Here is an 18,483-nt window from a genome sequence, read left to right on the forward strand (position 1 = left end):
GACAAAAGCCGGTTGTGCGCTCGGCCAAAAACGCTATTTTCGCCGGCACTCGGTGCAGCCCAGATGAATCGTGAGATAATTACCGCGTGATCACAATTTCTATCGATGCCATGGGCGGCGACCACGGTGCGAGCGTGGTTATCCCCGCTCTCATGACTGTCGCAACCCGGCGCACTGACATCCGCTTCATCATCTATGGGCACGAGGATATCGTGCGGCCGGAACTGGACAAATTTCCGAAGCTGGCCGCCATCAGCGAATTCGTGCACTGCGAAGTGGCGGTCAAGATGGACGACAAGCCGAGCCAGGCGCTGCGCCACGGCCGCTGGAAGTCGTCGATGTGGAAGGCCATCGAAGCGGTCAAGAGCGGGGCGGCGGATGCCTGCATATCTGCCGGCAACACCGGTGCGTTGATGGCGATGGCGAAATTCTGCCTGCGCACCATGGCGACCATCGATCGGCCCGCCATCGCCGCGATCTGGCCGAATGTGCGCGGCGAGAGCGTGGTGCTGGACGTCGGCGCCACCATCGGCGCCGACGCGCATCAGCTGATCGATTTCGCCATCCTGGGCACGGGCATGGCCCGCTCGATCTTCGGCATCACCCGGCCGACCGTTGGCCTGCTCAATGTTGGCGTCGAAGAGATCAAGGGGCAGGAGGAGGTCAAGGAGGCCGGGCGCATGCTGCGCGAGGCCGACATGGCATTCATGGAATATCGCGGCTTTGTCGAAGGTGACGACATCGGCAAGGGAATCGTCGATGTCGTAGTGACCGAAGGCTTCTCCGGCAACATCGCATTGAAGACAGCCGAGGGGACCGTGCGCCAGATCGCCGGCTACCTCAAGGCCGCCATGAGCCGCACGCTGATGGCCCGCATCGGCTATTTCTTTGCCAAGGGCGCGTTCGACCTGTTGCGCGAGAAGATGGACGTCAGCCGCTCCAACGGCGGTGTCTTCCTTGGCCTCAATGGCATTGTGGTGAAAAGTCACGGCGGCGCCGACTCGACGGGGTTTGCAGCGGCGGTCGAGCTTGGTTATGACATGATCCGCAACCGGCTCTTGGACCGGATCGAGGCCGATCTCGACCTGTTCCATGCGCGCAACCCGCACAAGCCTGAAACAAAAAGATCGGTCGTCGAAACCGGCGAAGAAGGATAGGTATACCTTGATCAGATCAGTCGTGCGCGGCATTGGGTCCTCGTTGCCCCGCCGCATCATGAAGAATGCCGATTTCGAAGGTATGGTCGAGACGTCCGACGAATGGATCGCCCAACGTACCGGCATCCGGCAGCGCCATATCGCGGCCGATGACGAAACCACGGCCTCGCTTGGCGAGGCGGCGGCGCGCGCTGCTCTTGACGCAGCCGGCTTGACGCCTGCCGATATCGACCTGATTGTGCTGGCGACGTCCACTCCCAACAATACCTTCCCGGCGACATCCGTCGAAATCCAGAACCGGCTTGGCATGCGGCATGGCTTCGCCTTCGACATGCAGGCGGTGTGCTCCGGCTTTGTCTATGCCGTGACCACGGCGGACCTCTATATTCGCGGCGGCATGGCCAAGCGGGTGCTGGTCATTGGCTCGGAAACGTTTTCTCGCATTCTCGACTGGAGCGACCGTTCGACCTGCGTGCTTTTTGGCGACGGGGCGGGCGCTCTTGTGCTGGAGGCTGCCGATGGCGCGGGTTCGATCGCGGACCGCGGCGTGCTGGCGGCAAGCCTTCGCTCCGACGGCGAGCACAAGGACAAGCTCTTTGTCGATGGCGGGCCGTCGACGACCGGCACGATCGGCCATCTCAGGATGGAAGGCCGCGAAGTGTTCAAGCACGCGGTCGGCATGATCACCGACGTGATCGAGGCGGTGTTCTCGCAAGCCGGCGTTACCGCTGAGGACATCGACTGGTTCGTGCCGCATCAGGCGAATAAACGGATTATTGACGCTTCGGCCAAGAAGCTCGGGATTGCCGACGAAAAGGTGGTGGTGACGGTCAATGTCCACGGTAATACCTCGGCGGCGTCCGTGCCGCTGGCCTTGTCCGCCGCTGTCGCAGACGGTCGTATCAAGCGTGGCGACCTTGTGCTATTGGAGGCGATGGGTGGTGGATTCACCTGGGGTGCGGTTCTCGTGCGCTGGTAGGCGCAGAGTGGTGGATCGGTCCTTGACCTTTACGGATCAATTACTTAGGCTCCGCCGTCGCTTGTATTGAATGATGTTTTGAGCTGATGGGACGGTCGGATGGGGGGAAAGACTCTTACGCGTGCTGACCTTGCCGAGGCTGTTTACCGCAAGGTTGGCCTGTCGAGAACCGAGTCAGCCGAACTCGTGGAAGCAGTCCTTGACGAGATCTGCGAAGCCATTGTGCGTGGCGAGACGGTAAAGCTGTCTTCTTTTGCCACTTTCCACGTGCGTTCCAAGAATGAACGCATTGGCCGCAATCCGAAAACCGGTGAAGAAGTGCCGATCCTGCCGCGGCGGGTGATGACGTTCAAGGCGTCCAATGTACTCAAGAGCCGGATTTTGCGCTCCCACCAGAACAGCAAGAGCAAGGGCAGCAAGTAGACAAGCTGCCGTTCGGATGAAGCAGCGGTTGAAAAGGCCGTCCGGCATTCAAGCCGGGCTTGAATGTTGTTCCATAAAGGATTGAAATGAGGCTCTGTTCGCGGAGCGTCGTGCCTTCCTGTCGATTCGCAGTTGCGTGACTTCCACGGGATCGGGCGCCGTTTCCGCTGAACGCGTAAAGCGAGGACTGGCCATGGACAAGAGCCCGGATGCCTTCCGCACTATTAGCGAGGTGGCGGAGGATTTGGATCTGCCGCAGCATGTGCTGCGCTTTTGGGAAACGCGTTTCAATCAGATCAAGCCGATGAAACGGGGCGGGGGCCGTCGCTATTACCGGCCACAGGATGTCGACCTGATCAAGGGCATCCGCCACATGCTTTACGACCAGGGCTATACGATCAAGGGCGTGCAGAAATTGCTGCGCGAAAACGGCAATCAATTTCTTGTAGCCATCGGCAGTGGCGACATGGCGGCAGTGGAAGCCATCGCCCAACGCAAACAGGCGGATGCCGTTGCGTTGACGCCGGCCGCCCAACCGCGTGGCCACGACGACGAGATGCTGGTGGGGCAGCCCAAGGTGAAGCCGAGCCGCCGCTTCTTCGGGCTTGGCAAATCGGAAGACGAAGGACCAGTGCAGGCCGACGGCGGCAAGCTATCACGTGACAATCGCGCCTTGCTGCAGGAGGCATTGTTCGACCTCCTGGAATGCAAGCGCCTGCTGGATCAGGTGCGGTAGCGCATTTTCGCATACACCAAGCGTCGATAAATACGGCTAAGCAAACAGAGAGAGTGGGTGCTTGGTTCCGCATCCCATCTGGCAGGTTGTTGGAGAACAGGGTGCCGTTTCGGCGCCGCCCGGACGTTGGGCATAAAGCGCGTCTGGGAACGAATGATTGCCCAATTCGTTGAACGTCCTTCTGGTTTTTAACGAAGGAATAAACGGAATGGCATTCTCGTCGATCAGCGATATCGATCTTGAAAAGCAGGTTGCGGGCCTGTCAAAAGAACTGGCGGCACTGAAAAAGGAAATGTCGAAGCGGGGCGGCGCTTTCTATGCCGGTGGCCGCGATGCCGTGTCGGATTATTATACTGACATCGCCGAGCGTATTGGTGCGCGGCTTCCCGACCTTCGCAAGCGGGCAAAGGCAATAGAAAGCAGTGCGCGCGATCACCCCGCGGCAACGGCCGCTGTCGGCCTCGCCGTACTTGGGTTGCTGGTGACGTTGCTTTTCAGCAGGCGCTGATGCTTTCGGTCAGAGCGCCCGCAATCATCGCCGAGGTCAAGGGAGAAATGGTCGGAGTGGCGGGATTCGAACCCACGACCCCTTGACCCCCAGTCAAGTGCGCTACCGGGCTGCGCTACACTCCGAACCGCGTGAAGCCCTATATTCTCAAGGGTCGAGAAGCAAGGCCAAAAACCAACCTCGGAACAGAAGTCGACCATTTACGGTATTTGCCGTGTTTTGCGGTGAAATTCCCGTGGGCGCTCACATCTCGTTCATGCGCGCGATTTCGGAGCCGCATCGAAGGTTGCCTAATCGCGGCGGGGGTATTGCGGATGGCCATCGCCTTCAGGCTATCGCCGTGCACACGAAGGATTGGGCGGCCATGATCGCCAAGCCTTGGCGAAGTCTGATTCACGTAAAAATTCCCGAACGAAGTACGTGTTTTAAAGTACGTACCAGAAGGATAGGTCGTTAAAAGGTTGAGCTGATCACGGTGTATCTAAGAGTTGGGCTACAATGTAAAAAGCGTTGCGTCACGCGGCATTTTTCCCATTATCATATTGTTACAAGCGCGGGCGCCGTTGATACAAGGAAGTTTGAGGCTACCTTTCATCAGCCTTTATTTTTTCCGATTTCGATGACAGAAGCTACTGTTCCCCGCGATTCTTCAGCAAAGCGAAGATGATTTCATACCTCACTAGTTCCTGGAACCACCGCTTTCTGATCTGGCGGCTTGCCCGGCGCGAGGTGGAAGCACGCTTTCGCGGTTCGTTGCTCGGCGTGTTCTGGGCCCTCGTCCTGCCGCTGATGATGCTCGGGGTTTTTTCTCTGGTTTTCGGTTCGGTCTTTGGAACGCGCTGGGTGCGGCCCGGTGGGGCGATGACCATTGGCGAGTACGGTTATCCGATGGTTCTCTTTTCCGGGCTGATCATCTTCGGGATCATATCGGAGCCGGTCACCCGAGCTCCCGGCCTGGTTCTGGAAAACATTTCCTACGTCAAGAAAGTCGTGTTTCCCCTCGAGATTTTGCCTCTTGTTGCGTTGATCAGCGCCATCATCACCGCCGCCATCGCCTTCGTCGCGTTTCTTGCGGTCTTCATCTTTCTCTACGGCCTGCCGCCCATCACCATTCTGGCGCTGCCGCTGATCTTGCTGCCGCTGGTGATGACAACGATCGGCATCGTCTATTTCTTTGCTTCGTTGGGTGTCTTCCTGCGCGATCTTGCCCAGGTGGTGGCGCCGCTGATCACGGCGATCATGTTTTTGTCCCCGCTGCTGTATCCTCTGGAGAGTTTGCCCGAGCCGTACCGTCCTTGGCTCTATCTCAACCCGTTGACCACGTGCCTCATTCAGGCGCGCGACGTGATCTTCTGGGGCAAGTTGCCGCCTCTGGGTGAATGGGCAGCCTATTTCTTGATTTCCTTTCTCGTCATGACAGCCGGGGGCTATTGGTTCACGCGTACCAAGAAGGCGTTTGCGGATGTCGTCTGAGATTGCGATCAGCGCTTCGGGTCTCGGCAAGGCCTATCTGATCTATGACAAGCCGCAGGACCGGCTGAAGCAGATGGTCCTGCGCAATCGTCACTACTACCGGGAATACTGGGCGGTTCAGGATGTCGACCTGACAATCGCCAGGGGCGAGACCGTCGGTATCGTCGGTCGCAACGGGTCAGGAAAGTCGACATTGCTGCAAATGATTGCAGGGACCTTGCAACCCAATTTGGGCAGCCTGTCCGTGAGCGGACGTGTCGCCCCTCTGCTCGAACTGGGTGCCGGGTTCAATCCGGAATTTACCGGCCGCGAAAACGTGCAACTCTCCGCCGCCGTTCTAGGCTTGGATTCCCGACAGATCGAGGAGCGCTACGAGAGCATCGTGGAGTTTTCCGGGATAAGCGAATTTGTGGAACAGCCGGTCAAAACCTACTCGTCCGGCATGTATGCCCGGCTTGCCTTTGCTGTCGCCGCCCACGTCGACGCGGATATCCTCATCGTGGACGAGACGCTTTCGGTCGGCGATGCAGCGTTTACGCAAAAATGCATGCGCTACATCAGGAAATTCAAGGAGAACGGGACCTTGCTTTTCGTCTCACATGATGCGGGCGCGGTGACATCGTTGTGCGATCGGGCGATCTGGATGGACAAAGGCCGTGTGCGCGGGGAGGGGACGGCAAAGGATGTAAGCCTTGCCTACCAGGCCTCCCAGCACGAGGAAACTGACGGCGAGGCATTTTCAATCTCCGGGCGGCGCCGGGCCGACCGCAAGCCTGCCGAAAGAGACGTCCGTCATCAGGCTATCAAGGCCTCCGACAAGCGCAACGTCATGGAGGTTTTCAGCTTCGATCCCAACGCCCCATCCTTTGGGGCTGGTGGCGCCAAGATCCAATCCGCGCGGTTCCTGAACAGTTCCGGCGAGGAATTGGCGGTGATCGAGGGTGGCGAGGACGTGACGCTCGAAATATCCTGTTTGGCCAGGAAAGGGTTTGTGTCACCGATCATCGGCTTCCTGATCCGCGATCGTCTGGGCCAGAACCTGTTCGGCGACAATACCTACCTGACCTATTCGCGCACGCCGCTTTCCATTGGCAAAGGCGAAAAATTCATCGCCTCGTTCTCATTTCGCATGCCTTATCTTCCGGCGGGCGACTACGCCGTGGCGACAGCGTTGGCTCAAGGCTCCCAGATGGACCACGTCCAGCATCACTGGGTCGATGAAGCGCTGATCTTCCACTGCACGGGCAGTCATGTAACGCATGGTCTGATTGGCTTGCCGATGCACGACATTACAATCACGTCCAGCAAAGAAGTTACCGGGGCGTTCCGAACGTGAGTGCTGCTTGATGGTGAATGTGAGAACCGGTCGACACGGAGATCATTGCTGAATGTTATGCACGGTTTGCGGCGGCACCGAATTCACGGCGCAACCGGTCTTGTGGCCGGAACTGATCGATCAATGGCAACTGTCACCGGCCGAAGTGGCCTATGTAGACTGCCAGCAAGGCGAATGTTGCTCGAGCTGCGGTGCAAACCTCCGGTCAATTGCACTGGCCAATGCACTGCGCGCAGTCGTCGGGACACCGCAGGTGTTGCGGGATTTCGTCGGCTCTGCCGAAGCGGGGCCCATACATATTCTGGAGTTGAACGAAGCCGGTACGCTCAATCCGGTTCTTTCCAGAATGCCATGCCATGTTTTCGGCGCCTACCCACAGGTCGATATGCACGCATTGCCGTGGCCGGATGAGACGTTCGACATAGTTGTTCACTCCGACACGCTGGAACATGTCCCCGATCCTGTCCACGCGCTCGTTGAATGCCGTCGCGTTCTCAAACCGACAGGGACGCTTTGCCTGACAGTTCCGATCATCGTCGGGCGAATGACCCGGGGGAGGGCTGGCCTGTCGAAAAGCTATCATGGCAATCCCCAGCAAAACGGCGATGACTATGTGGTCCATACCGAATTCGGTGCCGATGCCTGGTGCTTGATTTTCGAGGCAGGCTATTCCGATGTGACGATTTTTCCGGTAGCCTATCCGGCAGCGTTGGCGATTGCGGCGCGCAGGTAGTGGCAACGGGATACGTCCGGTGACCCAAGGCCGCGAATGCCGTCTCAGGCACAAAACGACGGGAAGTACAAAGGCGATGACGGCTCGAAATGGGGCTGAGAGTCGTCTGGTGTCGCGCTTCTACTAGAAAGCGCTACTCTCTTGGAATTGACAATGCCCATGAATACAATTCAGAAACCAGCCCAGAAACCTGCGCTGACCTATACCGGCGAGCGATATCATCCCGAACTTCTGGATGAGATCCGTCAGGAGCATATTCATCGTTATCTCTGGGCGCTGGGCCTTGTCGGCGGGCTTGACGTGCTCGACCTTGCATGCGGAGAGGGCTTTGGTTCGGCCATGCTTGCCGGAGTTGCGCGTCGGGTGGTCGGTATCGATGTTTCGGACGCTGCCATCAGACATGCGGGAGCCAGGTATCAGGCGCAGAACCTTTCCTTCATCTGTGCGGACGCAGTCGATCTGCCGCTGGCGGACCGGTCCGTGGACGTGGTCGTATCCTTCGAGACCGTCGAACATCTCGCTGACCAAGCCGGGATGATGAGCGAAATCCGGCGCGTCCTGAGACCCGAAGGATTTCTGATCATGTCCTCTCCCAATACCGCAGTCTATTCGCAGCGACAGGGTCACAACAACGAATTTCATGTCCATGAATTGACTGGCAAGGATTTCGAGAACCTGCTGGAAACGCAATTCCCGGTTCGTCGCCTCTACGGCCAGCGTTTGTCCGTGGCGTCCTCAATCCTTTCCTGTCACGACGATACCGGCGGGGTGGCCAGCGTTTTCCGTGATGGAGACAGCGTTGAGCAGAGTTCGCGTGCTATCCCGGACACGATGTACTATCTCGCCGTGGCTGCCGCGCATGAGAACTGCCTTCCCACCCTGGAAGGTTCTTTTCTGGTAAGCGCGAGTTACGACGTCTACTGGAAAATCCGCGATGAGGCGATGTCACTGCGGGCGGAAATAGGCCGGCAAAGCGAGGAAGCAAAGCGCCTAAGTGCCGAGAAGGATCGGCTTGCCACGGAAACAGAACTTCTCACTGCCGAGAAGGACCGGTTGGCCGAGGAAGCGAACCATCTCAGGGCCGCACGAGACGCACTTGCCGCAGACATCCCGGCTCTGGAAGACATGTTGAGGCTTGCCGGCGAGTATCTGGCAAATGGCGCCGGCGAAGAGCGCGAACCATCGCCGCTCTTTGATTCGGATTATTACCTTGCCAGCAATCCGGACGTCGCCGAAAGCGGCATGGACCCACTGGTGCACTATCTGCTTTTCGGCCGCAAGGAAGGCCGCTTGCCGACGCGGCCTGCGTGTGTGGAAACAAATCAAGGCCAAACCCGGAAAATGCACGAGAATTCCGGAAAATAGCACCTTTTTGTCCACCGGTGCCTCGCAGGCCCCATCCTGTTGCCCATACGGTCTAGCAGGAGTGCCGCCTTGGAACGTTCGTCCAATCTCGATCTTCCCTTCATTATGCCCTCGCAGGCGCAAAAGCATGTCACGCACAACGGGGCCCTGAGCATCCTCGACGCTCTCGTGCATTGCGCAGTGGAGAGCCGGGCGCTTGGCGAGCCGCCGGTCGCCGCTGAAGAAGGCCAGCGCTATCTTGCCGCCGCGGCTGCTTCCGGAGCGTGGGCGGGCAAGGCCGGTCAGATCGCCGCCTGGCAGGATGGTGGATGGTGCTTTTATCCGCCGCAGGCCGGAATGCTGATATTCGTCAAGGAGGAAAGCCTGCTCCTGCTTCATGACGGAGCCGCCTTCGGCCCCCCGCTCGCTCGCACCGAATGGCTGGGCGTCAACACGGATGCCGATGAACAGAACAGGCTGGCGGTTGCAGGCCCTTCGACGCTCCTGACCCATGATGGCACTGATCACAGGGTTGCCGTCAACAAGGCCGCTATGGTTGATACGGCAAGTCTCATCTTCCAGGAGAATTATTCCGGCCGAGCCGAGATCGGACTTGCCGGCAACGACCGCCTGTCGGTCAAGGTGAGTCCCGATGGCGAGAGCTGGACAGAGGCGCTGACCATCAACCCGACGACCGGCAATATTGGCCTCCAGGGTGAGCCGGACGGCGTGACGCGGCTAAGAGTCTCGGGGGGCATCGCCCGCTTCGGCACGCATCTGGTTTCGGCCGAAGAGACGACCGGCGGACCGGCCATGGAAATCGGTTTTTTCGGCAGCGGCGACCGGCCGGCCTATTTTGATTTCCATGCCGACGACGAATGGACGGACTATGCTTCGCGTTTCATCCGTTGGGGCGGCAAAAACGGTGCGTTCACCGTCTACAATCGGGGCCTTGGAGGCATCGATTTTTATAATACGGAAGCAGGCCAGATCCGGTTTTCCACATCGAGCCAATTGCGCATGACAGTCGATGTGCAAGGCAATGTCGGGATAGGCACTGCCGCACCCACGACCGCGCTGCATGTCGCGGGCCCTGTTCGCACAGGCAGTTTTGCCAAGGCCAACCTGCCGGCGGCCGGTACGGTCGGTGCGGGTGCGCTCGCTTGGGCGACTGATGTGGCTGGCGGCGGCGCGCTGGTGTTCTGCAACGGAACGGCTTGGCGGAAAGTGACTGACGGCGGCGCGGTGTGAGGAATAGAGACTCCGCAAACGTGGTTGCCCGGTCTATTTCTCAGCGACAATTATATCCTGACCAGAGATCCCCTGCGTGCCGCCCCAGAAACCAAGCCGGATAGGCTCGATGATCTTCAGGCCAGCTATGAGATACGCCGATCGCACATACTGCTCATAATACCCCACAACATTCTCAGGGTGTTCCAAGCTTGCGACACGGTAGACGCGGTCCTTCCCGCCTTTGTCGATCATGAAGGCGGCACGCTCCATATTTCCGACGCGTTCGTCCGTTAGGAGGAACCACGTTATGAGGCAGCGGCCGCCGGGCTTCAGAACCCGGCTGATTTCTTGAAAATAATTTTCAACTGCCTCGGGAAGCATGTGCGTAAAAACCGATGCCAGAAAAACGAGATCGAATGTATAACTTTGATAAGGGAATTGCAGTGACTCTGCGGAAATTTCCCCATCTCTATTGTAAACGTTATTGCAGATATCGATGTGACGAAAATGAAAGTTCGGATACCTATGGCTGATGTTATTTCTGCACCAGCTGACTTGCTCTTCGATTACATCAAATCCGTGATATTCGCCGCTGGAAAGACATGCGGTAAGGCTACGGGCCATGCGCCCGACTCCGCAACCGACGTCAAGCACTTTCGAATCGTGATCAAGGCCGCCAAGTTCACGGAAGTATCCAAGGAATTCATATGACTGCGCGACAAACTGAAGTGGGTCGCCATGACCATCGCTCGTTCCCCGGAGATGGCTTGGCGGCAGCGGTAGGACAAATGTCATTCTGAGCGCTCTTCAGTTCGAAAGCCCGTTCCCTGATCATCGCCACATCCATATCATGGTAGTCGAGTGTTGCCGGATATCGCGGTACTCGAATGCTAGCGGTTACCGTCGCCGCTGCAAAGTGTGGCCGGGAGAACAAGTGGGGATTTGTCCGAATTTGGCGAGGTAGTTGGAAATTGACCTTAAAAGTTGCCCCCATTGAACTTCTCTGCCGTCTCGATATTCCAGATGAACGCACATTTCACGTCGGCAAGGGCATAGCGCTCAGTCTGAGCGGTTGGGCCTTTTGCCCGGGCAAGATCATAAAGCGTCTCTATGTGCTGGATGGCAACCGGCGGCATAAAGTCCATAACCACTCGTGGCCGCGCCCCGACGTACTGGATTACATGTACCCGGCCAACGATCCTGACGGGGCAAGTCTGTTTTCCGGATACAATCTCATATTGCCGATCGAGGAGATCTTCGCGAACGAAAATCGCGAGATCATCCTCTGCGCCGAATTAAAATCAGGGGAAAGGGTTGAGAAAAGTCTTGCAGTGCTGGAGCTTCGGCCTGGTTACAATCGGCGGCCCCAGAAGGTCGAATGGCCAGCAACTGGTCCCAAAGTGGCCATTTGCATGGCGACTTATAATCCGGCGCGCGATCTTCTGCAGCAGCAAATCACGTCCATCTCGGCACAGGACCATGAGAATTGGGTCTGTATCATCACCGATGATAGCACCAATCCAATTTCCCGCCATGACATTCTCGATCTCGTCGAGCATGATAGCCGCTTCATCTATTTGAAGAACGAGGAGCGGAAGGGGTTCTATGGCAACTTCGAGGAGTGCCTTTCGCGAGTTCCCGACGACGCCGATTTCGTTGCCCTGGCTGATCAGGATGATTGCTGGGACACGGACAAGCTCTCCACCCTTATTTCCAGCCTCAAGGAAGGACACAAACTCGTTTTCAGCGACTGCCGGATCGTCTCCGACGGCGAGATCGTTTCACCAACTTATTGGAGCACTCGCGAAAACCATTACCGCGACTTCGAATCGACCTTTATTGCCAATGTCGTTACGGGGGCTGCAAGCCTGTTCCGCGCTGACATTTTGAAGTTTGTGCTTCCCTTCCCGCAAAGGCTTCTTGACGTGTATCACGATCAATGGATCGGGCTGGTCGCCGATCTGGAGGGTGGAATTTCGTACGTCGATCGGCCTTTGTACAGTTACAATCAGCACGACAACAACGTGATTGGCCAAACGAGCGCGCAGCGCTTTAGCGGCATTGGTGCGTCTATCAAGGAATTGCTGAAAAGTTCTAGAAGTAAGGCACACCTCCTTAAATCCGGGCGAATACTCATTCATCGTGCTTCGGCTGCCTTTCCTGGCGTGCTGGAGAAGGCGACCTTCGGGGAAACGCTCAAATTGCGCGTCGATAAGATTCCCTCGAACAAGAAGAAGATTCTTGACCGTTACCTGAGCAGCACGAAAGGCTCACCGCCCGCCTTGCTGATGAAGCTGTCCGCCGTAATGAAAGGCAGAAAGTCGACGCTCAATATGGAGGGTAATCTTCTGAATGTAGTGTTGAGTATCCAGGCACGTAATACGCTCTATAGGGTTCTGCAGAGACGCTTTATCAATCGAAAGGCGATTGCGGCCTCTGCCGCCTCCGGCTTGGCAACGCTGGTTGCAGCTACGCCCGGTTTTGAAGATATTCCGGGCACGGGGATATTTCACAATATCAAGCCACTCAGGCTGCGGGTCTCGAAAAGAGAGCCAAAGAGGGTCAATGTTCTTCTGGCCACGATCGATTTCAAATATATCTTCGGCGGCTATATCGGCATGTTCAATCTGGCGCTTCGTCTGCGCCGCGAGGGGTTTCTCGTCCGGATCGTTACGCTGGAGTATACCGAACTGGACATCGCCCTCGCGCGCCAGCGTATAAAGGGTTATCCCGGCGTCGAGAACTTGTTCGATGAGGTCGAAGTCAAGCATCGCTATGACCGTGACGAGGAATTGCTGGTCAGCCCGGACGACCGCTTCATTGCCACGAATTGCTGGGGAGCGCATGTCGCGCATCGCGCCAGCCGCGAACTGGGGCAGGACCGCTTCATGTTCATGGTCCAGGAATATGAACCCTATTTCCTGCCGATGAACACCATTGCGGCGCTGTTCCAGCAATCCTACACCTTCCCGCAGTTCCAGCTTTTCTCAACGCCGCTGCTGCGCGATTTCTTCAAGCTGAACAAGATTGGCGCCTTTTCGCGCTCCGGCGCGGCGAATAACCATGCCGTGTTCAAGAATGCCATCCAGAGGTTCACACCGTCGCGCGACGATATTGCGGGTGAGCGCGAGCGGCGCATTCTGTTCTACGCGCGCCCCGAACCGCATGCGGCGCGCAACCTCTTCGAGCTTGGCATGATGGCGCTTGCCGAACTGGCCCGTTCGCCGGATTTCGACGCCCGTAAGTGGAAATTCTACGGCATGGGCTCAATCGGAGGGGCCAGCAAGGTCCGGCTGTCGCCCGACGTGGTCATGGAGATGATGCCGAAGACCGACCTCCAGACCTATACGGACCGTATGCCGCGCCATGATGTCGGCCTTTCGCTAATGCTCACGCCGCATCCTAGCCTTGTACCGTTGGAAATGGCTTCTGCTGGCATGTGGACGGTAACTAACACCTTCCAGAATAAGACGGCCGAAAGCCTCGAGGCTATTTCGACCAACCTCATCGCTGTGGAGCCGACGCTGGAGGGCGTGGTCCAGGGCCTCAAGGATGCCATATCGCGCGTCGATCATTACGACCAGCGCCTGAAGGGCTCGAAGATCGACTGGCCGACCAGCTGGGACGATGCCTTCGAACCGGTAGCCATCAAGAAAATCGTCGACTTCCTGTCGTAGTCAAAGACAGGTAGCCACCCGCTTGGGCACGGATGCGTGAGGTTTGGTTCGCCCGGCGGTTTTGAGCGCCGTTGCGTTTCAGCCAGTCGCCAGTTCGGCAAAGCAGCGGGCCACGCCGTTTTTCCAGTCGGGCAGGGCGTGGCCGAAAGTCGTGCGGAACTTCGTTGTATCGAGGCGGGAATTGGCGGGGCGTCGTGCCGGCGTCGGGTAGTCCGCGGTCGCGATCGGCTCGATGCGTGCGCTTGGGCCGCCATGGAGCGCCGACTGGATGAAAATCTCCTCGGCGAAGCCCGCCCAGTTCGTTTCGCCTTGCGCGACCATATGAAATATTCCGCGCCAGTCCTCGCTTTCTGGCGCGGACAGCACCTTTCGCGCGGCAGTGACAATGCCTCCGGCAATGTCTGGTGCGTAGGTCGGCGTGCCTTGCTGGTCGGCGACGACGCGCAGCACGTCTCTATCAGCGGCGAGACGCAGCATGGTTTTCAGGAAGTTGTGGCCATAGGGGCTGTAGACCCAGGCTGTGCGCAAGATGACATGCGCAGCATTGGCACTGGCCACCGCCTGCTCGCCCTCCAGTTTGGAGCGTCCGTAGATACCGGTCGGCCCGGTCGCGTCGGTTTCGAGATAGGGTGACGCCCTGTCGCCGGCAAACACGTAGTCGGTCGAAATGTGGATGACGGGCAACCCCATGGTGGCGGCGGCCTCTGCCACATTGCGTGCCCCGTCGCGATTGACCGCAAAGGCCGCCTGCGCCTCGCTTTCGGCCTTGTCCACGGCGGTGTAGGCAGCCGGATTGACGACGATATCGGGTCGTAGGGTCTTGATCGCATGGACGATCGAATTCGCCTCGGTAACATCGAGGTCCGGCCGGCCGAGCGCCACGATGCTCATGCCTTCATTTGAAAGAGCCGCAAGCGAACGAGCGACCTGCCCATCCTTGCCTGTCACCAATATCCGCATCGTGCTGTTCCGATCCGCTATTGGGCCGCGGCTTTGCCAAGGCGCTCGCCAGCATAGCTGCCGTCGCGGATCGGTCGCCACCACCATTCGTTGGCGAGATACCAGTCGATGGTTTTGGAGAGGCCGCTGTCAAAACTCTCCTCGGCCCGCCAGCCGAGTTCGCGCTCGATCTTGGAACAGTCGATGGCGTAACGGCGGTCGTGGCCAGGACGGTCGGTGACGAAATTGATCAGGTCGCGATAACGCCCTTTGATGCGAGGGCGCTTTTCATCAAGAAGGTCGCAAATCGTCTCAACCACTGACAGGTTCGTGCGCTCTGCCCGTCCTCCAATATTGTAGTTCTCGCCGACCCGGCCCTTGGTCGCGACAAGGGCGAGTGCCCGCGCGTGGTCTTCGACATAGAGCCAGTCGCGCACATTGGCGCCGGCCCCGTAAACGGGAAGAGGCTCGCCGTGCAGCGCGTTGAGGATGACCAGTGGGATCAGCTTTTCCGGAAAATGGAAGGGCCCGTAGTTGTTCGAGCAGTTGGAGAGCACGATCGGCAGGCCATAGGTTTCGTGCCAGGCGCGCACCAGATGGTCGGAAGACGCTTTCGAAGCCGAATAGGGCGAGGATGGCGCGTAGGGTGTTTCCTCGGTGAAGATGCCGCTGTCGAAGGGAAGGTCGCCGAACACCTCGTCGGTCGAGATATGATGGAAGCGGAATTTTTCCCGGCGATCCGGGGGCAGGTCGCGCCAGTAGGCGAGGGAGGCATTGAGCAGGCGGAAGGTTCCAACGATGTTCGTCTCGATGAAGGCCGCCGGCCCGTCGATGGAACGGTCGACATGGCTCTCCGCCGCAAGATGCATGACGGCGTCGATATTTTCGTGTCCCATCAGTTCGACAAGGCTCTTGTCATCGCAGATGTCGATCTGCCGGAATCGATAATTCGGGCGGTTCTCTATGGAGCGTAGCGAAGCCAGGTTGCCCGCATAGGTCAGTTTGTCGACATTGATGACGGTGTTGGCATCGTCGGCGACGAGATGGCGGCAGACTGCCGAGCCGATGAAGCCGGCACCGCCGGTTACCAGGACCTTCATTTCAGCGCTCCTTCCGGCGAATACTGGAAAACGTCGGCCATGGCCAATACTGGCGCAGCGCGGTCTTTTTCAGACAATTGCACACCAGCAATGTCCACTGGCCATTGGATGCCGATTTGTGGGTCGTCGAAACGGATCGAGCGGTCCTGTTCGGGCGCGTAATAGTCGGTGACCTTGTAGATCACCTCGGTATCAGGTTCGAGCGTGACGAAGCCGTGTGCAAACCCCGCCGGTACAAGGATCTGGTTCCATTTCTGCGTGGAAAGCTCGATGCCCACCCATTTGGCGAATGTGGGGGAGCCGTGCCGGATGTCTACCGCCACATCGAATACGCGCCCACGCGTCACCCGCACAAGCTTGTCTTGCGCCCGGGGTGGCAACTGATAGTGCAGGCCCCGCAAAACACCGGCAGCGGCTGAGAAGGAGTGGTTGTCCTGCACGAAACCAAGGGTGACACCCGCCTCGGCGAAGGCGCGGGCATTGTAGGTTTCGGAGAAAAAGCCACGGTCGTCGCCGAATTTGCGCGGCGCTATTTCCAGAACACCGTCGAGCCCGAGCGGCCTGATCTCAAGCATTGGCGGTCTCCCCAGCCCGGCGGCGCAGATAGGCGCCATATTCGGTCTTGCCAAGCTTGTCCGCGCGGGCAAGCAGTTGCCCGACCGAAAGCCAACCACGATCGAAGGCGATTTCCTCAGGGCACATGACCTTGATCCCCTGGCGGTGTTCGATGGTGCGCACGAAGGACGACGCTTCATGCAAGCTCTCATGCGTTCCCGTGTCGAGCCAGGCATAGCCACGCCCAAGCTTGCAGACATGAAGGTCGCCGCGTTCGAGATAGGCCCGGTTCACGTCGGTGATTTCGAGTTCCCCGCGCGCAGAGGGGCGGATCGAGGCGGCAATATCGAGCACGTCGTTGTCGTAGAAATAAAGCCCGGTCACGGCCCAGTTCGACTTTGGCTTCACCGGCTTTTCCTCCAGCGATTTCGCCAATCCGTCGGTGCCGTCGAATTCGACCACGCCATAGCGCTGCGGATCGTCCACGTGGTAGGCGAACACGGTAGCTCCGGCCTTGCGGGCCACCGCCTCGCGAAGTGTCGCGGAGAAGCCGGCGCCATAGAATATGTTGTCGCCCAGAATGAGTGCTGCGGGACTGTCACCGACGAAGTCGCGTCCGATCACGAACGCTTCGGCCAACCCGTTCGGATGCGCTTGCTCGGCGTAGGAAAGGGTGACGCCGAAATCTGTTCCGTCACCCAGCAATTCGCGGAATTGTGGCAGATCGCGCGGTGTCGAAATCACCAGTATATCCCTGATTCCTGCCAACATGAGCGTGGCGAGCGGATAGTAGATCATTGGCTTGTCGAATACCGGCAGAAGTTGCTTGGATGTAGCAATCGTAACAGGATAAAGACGCGTTCCGCTGCCGCCTGCCAGAATTATGCCTTTCATGAACGTCACCTTTAGTACGGGTTACTATGTGCCAGAACGGTCGAATCCGTCGATATTGATGCGCATAGCTTTACGCGCAAGATCGTCAAACGAGGCATTCTGTTATATAGTCCAATTGTGGCTGCTGCGGCATCTCATAAGAGTAGATCGGCTTGATCTATCGTATCGGTCCATCAGCCTGGCGGTCATGAATCCGTTACCATTTGCCCAGCAAGGCCGCGATTAAAAGCGATAAATCCCCGAAGTAGGTCTGTCGATACAAACCCAGTCTATAAAGGCCAACTGCCCGTGCAAGCATGTTCCTTTTGTGTCGCAATGCGGTAAAGGCGGAAATCGTGGACAGGTTTTGTGCGGGTATGGCTACCTCCAGCCGTTGAAGCGCTGCGAGATTTCCGTCGATCCAGGATGAAAAGCGACCCTTTAGCAAGAGGTGGGTTCGAAACAAGCGCGCCTTCATGGATGAATTTTCGCCAATGACGTTGCTGCCATGCTGGCGATATTTCACAAACGGCGTGGGATCGTAAATCGTTGTGCCGCCACATGCGCAAACAGCCAGATATGTCCACCAATCGTGGCTGGCTACGCGGATATCCTCACCGGCCATTTGCAATATGTTGCGTGCCGCCCTGTTGATGACAGTGGTGTTTCCGCCGCCGATACTTTGCACCAAGGCGTTCTCCAGCGATGGCTTGCGAGCGAAAAGCGGTGATGCTCCGACCGACCGCCCGCCAGTATCAGCAATGGTAACCCGGCCAAAATATGCCGCCGGCTGGGCAGAAAATCCGGACAGCGCTTTGACAGCCGCTTCCAGCTTGTGCTCGAGCCAGATGTCGTCCTGATCGCAGAATGCAAAATAGTCAGCTTCAATATTGGGGTTGCAAGCCAGCGAAAGAAAATTGGCGACAAAGCCTTTGCCAGGTCCCTTCATTACATGGACCTGGTCATGGTGGCCTGTGTTCGCAAACCGCTCGATCTGTGTCAGAGTGGCATCACTGGAGCCGTCGTCTGAAATCCATAACGACCAGTTCCTATGGCTTTGGGCGCTAATGGACGCCAACTGCTCGGCGATGAATTTCTCACCGTTCCAAGAGGCCAAAAGAATAGCAACATGTTGTTCTTGAAGTGGCAACAGGATTTCCGCGTTTATTTCTTCAATACGATCTTATCGCAATTGGTTCGAAACGACAGTTATCGACAATGATTCTTGTTCTCAAATACAGGTCGGACCTTCCAATCATGAACGTTTAATCGCACTGCGGATTTGCGAGCGGCAGTGCTTTGCTGTAAAATTTGGATTTGACAAATCAACCGGCGAAAGACGTGGCCCTTTTGATCGGCGCAAGCGGCCTCATTGAGGCGACTATGGCCGAAATGGTTGCGCATTTGTGGTCAAATT

At 57.8% G+C, this 18,483-nt stretch carries 17 protein-coding genes and 1 tRNA gene; 11 read left to right on the forward strand and 7 right to left on the reverse strand.

The features are described 5' to 3' along the window. Positions 1-86 precede the first annotated feature (86 nt). From plsX to ASD64_RS16395, 5 genes are all read left to right on the forward strand, one after another. Entirely contained in the window at positions 87-1,157 is a 1,071-nt protein-coding gene (gene plsX, locus ASD64_RS16375) for a phosphate acyltransferase PlsX (protein ID WP_056106939.1), read from the forward strand. A 7-nt stretch (positions 1,158-1,164) separates the two neighbouring features. Beyond that, a complete protein-coding gene (locus tag ASD64_RS16380; protein ID WP_056106941.1) occupies positions 1,165-2,136 on the forward strand; it encodes a beta-ketoacyl-ACP synthase III in 972 nt (323 codons plus the stop codon). A 99-nt stretch (positions 2,137-2,235) separates the two neighbouring features. Then, a complete protein-coding gene (locus ASD64_RS16385) occupies positions 2,236-2,559 on the forward strand; it encodes an integration host factor subunit alpha (RefSeq protein ID WP_056106943.1) in 324 nt (107 codons plus the stop codon). 193 nt (positions 2,560-2,752) lie between these two features. Then, positions 2,753-3,295 carry a MerR family transcriptional regulator gene (locus ASD64_RS16390; protein ID WP_056106945.1) on the forward strand — a complete coding sequence of 181 codons (543 nt, stop codon included), beginning with the start codon at positions 2,753-2,755 and terminating at the stop codon, positions 3,293-3,295. A gap of 169 nt (positions 3,296-3,464) precedes the next feature. Further along, a complete protein-coding gene (locus ASD64_RS16395) occupies positions 3,465-3,803 on the forward strand; it encodes a hypothetical protein (RefSeq protein WP_244480821.1) in 339 nt (112 codons plus the stop codon). A gap of 48 nt (positions 3,804-3,851) precedes the next feature. On the opposite strand, the gene ASD64_RS16400 is transcribed toward ASD64_RS16395, so the two are convergent. After that, a tRNA-Pro gene (locus ASD64_RS16400) sits at positions 3,852-3,928 on the reverse strand. Between the two features lie 538 nt (positions 3,929-4,466). On the opposite strand from ASD64_RS16400, the gene ASD64_RS16405 reads away from it, so the two are divergent. The 5 genes from ASD64_RS16405 to ASD64_RS16425 all read left to right on the forward strand — a co-directional run bounded on the left by ASD64_RS16405 (position 4,467) and on the right by ASD64_RS16425 (position 9,940). Beyond that, entirely contained in the window at positions 4,467-5,276 is an 810-nt protein-coding gene (locus ASD64_RS16405; RefSeq protein WP_056106949.1) for an ABC transporter permease, read from the forward strand. A 73-nt stretch (positions 5,277-5,349) separates the two neighbouring features. Next, complete coding sequence (locus ASD64_RS16410) at positions 5,350-6,612, forward strand: ABC transporter ATP-binding protein (RefSeq protein WP_244480822.1); 1,263 nt, start codon at positions 5,350-5,352, stop codon at positions 6,610-6,612. A 52-nt stretch (positions 6,613-6,664) separates the two neighbouring features. After that, a complete protein-coding gene (locus ASD64_RS16415; protein ID WP_056106953.1) occupies positions 6,665-7,345 on the forward strand; it encodes a class I SAM-dependent methyltransferase in 681 nt (226 codons plus the stop codon). Between the two features lie 153 nt (positions 7,346-7,498). Next, positions 7,499-8,710 carry a class I SAM-dependent methyltransferase gene (locus tag ASD64_RS16420; protein ID WP_082550020.1) on the forward strand — a complete coding sequence of 404 codons (1,212 nt, stop codon included), beginning with the start codon at positions 7,499-7,501 and terminating at the stop codon, positions 8,708-8,710. Between the two features lie 69 nt (positions 8,711-8,779). Continuing rightward, positions 8,780-9,940 carry a DUF2793 domain-containing protein gene (locus tag ASD64_RS16425; RefSeq protein ID WP_056106958.1) on the forward strand — a complete coding sequence of 387 codons (1,161 nt, stop codon included), beginning with the start codon at positions 8,780-8,782 and terminating at the stop codon, positions 9,938-9,940. 33 nt (positions 9,941-9,973) lie between these two features. Here the strand turns inward: ASD64_RS16425 and ASD64_RS20750 are convergent, their stop codons facing one another. Beyond that, the gene (locus ASD64_RS20750; RefSeq protein ID WP_082550021.1) at positions 9,974-10,717 is read right to left on the reverse strand and encodes a class I SAM-dependent methyltransferase; all 744 of its coding nucleotides are present in this window, start codon (positions 10,715-10,717) and stop codon (positions 9,974-9,976) included. 176 nt (positions 10,718-10,893) lie between these two features. On the opposite strand from ASD64_RS20750, the gene ASD64_RS16440 reads away from it, so the two are divergent. Then, positions 10,894-13,599, forward strand: coding sequence for a glycosyltransferase (locus ASD64_RS16440; protein ID WP_162249084.1), 2,706 nt, complete (start codon positions 10,894-10,896; stop codon positions 13,597-13,599). A gap of 78 nt (positions 13,600-13,677) precedes the next feature. On the opposite strand, the gene rfbD is transcribed toward ASD64_RS16440, so the two are convergent. The 5 genes from rfbD to ASD64_RS16465 all read right to left on the reverse strand — a co-directional run bounded on the left by rfbD (position 13,678) and on the right by ASD64_RS16465 (position 18,216). Beyond that, positions 13,678-14,559 (reverse strand): dTDP-4-dehydrorhamnose reductase, encoded by an 882-nt coding sequence (gene rfbD, locus ASD64_RS16445; protein WP_056106967.1) that lies wholly within the window; start codon positions 14,557-14,559, stop codon positions 13,678-13,680. Positions 14,560-14,576: 17 nt separating this feature from the next. Beyond that, positions 14,577-15,638 (reverse strand): dTDP-glucose 4,6-dehydratase, encoded by a 1,062-nt coding sequence (gene rfbB, locus ASD64_RS16450; RefSeq protein ID WP_056106969.1) that lies wholly within the window; start codon positions 15,636-15,638, stop codon positions 14,577-14,579. Then, positions 15,635-16,213, reverse strand: coding sequence for a dTDP-4-dehydrorhamnose 3,5-epimerase (gene rfbC / locus ASD64_RS16455; RefSeq protein WP_056106971.1), 579 nt, complete (start codon positions 16,211-16,213; stop codon positions 15,635-15,637). Before rfbC ends, rfbB begins: the two co-directional genes overlap by 4 nt. Further along, complete coding sequence (gene rfbA / locus ASD64_RS16460; protein ID WP_056107176.1) at positions 16,206-17,087, reverse strand: glucose-1-phosphate thymidylyltransferase RfbA; 882 nt, start codon at positions 17,085-17,087, stop codon at positions 16,206-16,208. Before rfbA ends, rfbC begins: the two co-directional genes overlap by 8 nt. Before the next feature lie 196 nt (positions 17,088-17,283). After that, positions 17,284-18,216, reverse strand: a complete 933-nt coding sequence (locus ASD64_RS16465) for a glycosyltransferase family 2 protein (RefSeq protein ID WP_162249085.1) — start codon at positions 18,214-18,216, stop codon at positions 17,284-17,286. Positions 18,217-18,483: the final 267 nt, after the last annotated feature.

The sequence above is a fragment of the Mesorhizobium sp. Root157 genome (genome assembly GCF_001427385.1).
Lineage (GTDB): Bacteria > Pseudomonadota > Alphaproteobacteria > Rhizobiales > Rhizobiaceae > Mesorhizobium.

Bases quoted from the DNA above. Each gene is read 5' to 3' on its own strand.
- ASD64_RS16385 (WP_056106943.1), top strand. From the start codon at position 2,236: ATGGGGGGAAAGACTCTTACGCGTGCTGACCTTGCCGAGGCTGTTTAC.
- ASD64_RS16390 (WP_056106945.1), top strand. From the start codon at position 2,753: ATGGACAAGAGCCCGGATGCCTTCCGCACTATTAGCGAGGTGGCGGAG.
- ASD64_RS16405 (WP_056106949.1), top strand. From the start codon at position 4,467: ATGATTTCATACCTCACTAGTTCCTGGAACCACCGCTTTCTGATCTGG.
- ASD64_RS16410 (WP_244480822.1), top strand. From the start codon at position 5,350: ATGGTCCTGCGCAATCGTCACTACTACCGGGAATACTGGGCGGTTCAG.
- ASD64_RS16415 (WP_056106953.1), top strand. From the start codon at position 6,665: ATGTTATGCACGGTTTGCGGCGGCACCGAATTCACGGCGCAACCGGTC.
- ASD64_RS16420 (WP_082550020.1), top strand. From the start codon at position 7,499: ATGCCCATGAATACAATTCAGAAACCAGCCCAGAAACCTGCGCTGACC.
- ASD64_RS20750 (WP_082550021.1), bottom strand. From the start codon at position 10,717: ATGACATTTGTCCTACCGCTGCCGCCAAGCCATCTCCGGGGAACGAGC.
- rfbD (WP_056106967.1), bottom strand. From the start codon at position 14,559: ATGCGGATATTGGTGACAGGCAAGGATGGGCAGGTCGCTCGTTCGCTT.
- rfbB (WP_056106969.1), bottom strand. From the start codon at position 15,638: ATGAAGGTCCTGGTAACCGGCGGTGCCGGCTTCATCGGCTCGGCAGTC.
- rfbC (WP_056106971.1), bottom strand. From the start codon at position 16,213: ATGCTTGAGATCAGGCCGCTCGGGCTCGACGGTGTTCTGGAAATAGCG.
- rfbA (WP_056107176.1), bottom strand. From the start codon at position 17,087: ATGAAAGGCATAATTCTGGCAGGCGGCAGCGGAACGCGTCTTTATCCT.